The sequence below is a fragment of the Candidatus Saccharimonadales bacterium genome (assembly GCA_036397795.1).
Classification (GTDB): Bacteria; Patescibacteriota; Saccharimonadia; order Saccharimonadales; family DASWIF01; genus DASWIF01.
In genome coordinates this window covers 1-2,325 of the sequence record DASWIF010000067.1, presented here as the reverse complement: position 1 = coordinate 2,325, position 2,325 = coordinate 1, and the positions used below count along the sequence as shown (strand labels likewise).

Annotated in this window: 3 protein-coding genes and 1 tRNA gene; 2 read left to right on the top strand and 2 right to left on the bottom strand. The window is 51.8% G+C overall.

What is annotated here, in order from left to right; translation table 11 throughout:
- Positions 1–392 precede the first annotated feature (392 nt).
- Positions 393–480: transfer RNA gene (locus tag VGA08_03985), tRNA-Ser, on the bottom strand.
- A gap of 17 nt (positions 481–497) precedes the next feature.
- Positions 498–1,637: a hypothetical protein gene (locus tag VGA08_03980; protein HEX9679751.1), complete on the bottom strand. Its 1,140-nt coding sequence runs from the start codon at positions 1,635–1,637 to the stop codon at positions 498–500.
- Positions 1,638–1,699: 62 nt separating this feature from the next.
- Here VGA08_03980 and VGA08_03975 point away from each other — a divergent pair, with 62 nt between their 5' ends.
- On the top strand, positions 1,700–2,077 hold the full coding sequence (locus VGA08_03975) for an HIT family protein (GenBank protein HEX9679750.1): 378 nt from the start codon (positions 1,700–1,702) through the stop codon (positions 2,075–2,077).
- Between the two features lie 24 nt (positions 2,078–2,101).
- Positions 2,102–2,325: helix-turn-helix transcriptional regulator (locus VGA08_03970; GenBank protein HEX9679749.1), on the top strand; the 224-nt coding region annotated here is incomplete at its 3' end.

Genomic DNA, 2,325 nt, shown 5'->3' with positions numbered 1-2,325 from the left:
TACCCATATGACTCAAGGGAAGTAGACCAGGGATTTAAGATAATGATTAAAGATATTTATTGATTATATAGGCTAGCAAAATGCCACCTATGTAGTTTACGAGGGTACCCAACATAAGAACTTTACTAATACCATAACATCCAGAGGGACCCCACCTTTGTGGGGCGGAAATGTTAGGTTTGATTGAAGCGAGGCTTGACTCGAGAGTTTAAAATACTCCGGGTTAACCCGGAGTATGGAAACAGTAGGAGTCAAATGAGCTGACGGAAGAGATATCCTTCGTTTTTAAACTTCGGACTACCAATTTATTCTTATCCTATTTAGTGGCTGCAAGCGCACACAGCGCGTAGAGCTATGAGTGGCCGAGGGCCGCACGAAGCTTTAGCGAAGTGTGGCGGAGAGGGCGGGATTCGAACCCGCGATAGGTTGCCCCATACACGATTTCGAGTCGTGCGCCTTCAACCGCTCGGCCACCTCTCCACGCTGTAATTATTCTATCAATTATCGTTTTTAGACGAGTCCTTAACCGGTTTTGGTAACTTGGCATCTGTTGGCGGCGGCTGGTTCTTAAAGGCTTTGTTGGCGATATTCTCGGCTTCGTGGTGATGATAAGCCTTGTGCCAAATAAACGCGCCCAACCAGAGCAGGATTCCGAAAATTATAAAGGCTAGAGCCAACCATAGCCCGGTGTCGGTAATATCACGGATAATCGTTTTTAGCAGCGGGCTGCCGACTTCTCGGGCGATAAACTCGCCGCCAGAACTCGAGCCTTCTCCGCCGATGCTAAAATCACCCAGCACCCGTCGGGTTAAATAGAAACCAGTCCAGGAGACCAAGGCCGATAGAAATATCAGCTGGCCGGCCTTTCTCAGCCCATGTAGCGGCGTTTTGTCGCTGACCACTAATAGCAAGACGGCTAAGCCCAAGGCGGCCCCCAGAATATAAGGTAAATTAGACAAAGCGGCGAAGACGCGGGGCGCGTTGTCGTTAATCTCGGGCGTAATCACCGGCTGGCCGTCTTTGTCCGTTAAGTCCTGCTCGGTGACATCAGCCTCGGCCAAAAACGAATCCTTGCCGGTCAGCTCCTGGCGAAACTCCGCCGCGACCTCCCTAGCGCTAACTCCGACCGGTAGGCAAGTGGCCTTAAACGGATCAAAGTTGTCAAAAGCTCGGTTGTCGGCGCACGGCGGAAAGGTGGCCAGCTGCCGCCTGAGCTCGGCTTCAACCGCCCGGCCCAGCTCCGTTCTTTTATCCGAAAAATCGATGGAAAATTTCAGCTCCGGTGCTTGTCCTTCGAGCCAATCAAAGGCCGGGTCGACTACCGACTCGAATTTATTCTGCCAGTATTCCGGCGCATAAACTCCCCGCAGGACGGCTTTTAGACCCTCCTCGTCTAGCGCGCTTTTGTCCAGCGCGTCCTCGATCGATTCGGATCCACTGTCGTCACCCCGATTGGCAAGATTTAATATGCTATTGGTCAAATTGGAGTAGACCCCGGCTTCGACCGGCCAGCTTTTGATAGTTTCTCGATCGGTTAAATTACGGGTTACGGCGGCGGCCGTAATCAAGACGACGCTCAAGCTGCCGATGAGAAATATGGCCAAGCTCTTGCCGAGGAATTTTATAACCTTAAGCATAATATTCAGGCCCCATTGTACTACGACTATTATGTATACTTATTTTCAGGATGAAGGACTGTGTGTTTTGCCAAATCATAGCCGGTAAGATTCCGGCCCATAAAATTTATGAGGACGAACAAACGCTGGCGTTTTTGGACCTGGCGCCGGTCAATCCGGGCCATGCGTTAGTGGTACCCAAAACCCACGCTGACCACCTGTGGGAGCTCGACGACGACCAGTATAGCAGCCTGATGTTCAGCGCTAAGAAAGTAGCCAATCGTATCCGGGAGATTCTGTCCCCGCCCCGCGTCGGCGAGGCCGTGGAGGGCTTTGCCGTGCCTCACGCCCACGTCCACCTTATGCCGATCTATAAACACTTAAGAGAAGAGTTTAATAAGCCCAAGCCAGATTTATCCGCTGACGACCTGGCGGCGATGGCAGCCAAACTCAAGTTTTAACTATCCTTGTTATACTAGTATTGTATGGATAATCTCCAGCTAGGATTGGCTATCAAGTCGGCCCGGGAAGCGGCCAAACTAACACAGGATGATCTGAGTGACAGGGCGGGTTTAGCCTACTCTACCCTGGCTAAAATCGAGCAGGGCGCGATCAAGAACCCGTCGTTTTCCACCATCCTGGCCCTGAGCCGCGCCCTGAATCTGTCGATCGAGCAGCTGCTGGGCGCCAAGCCCGCCAATGTCAGGGT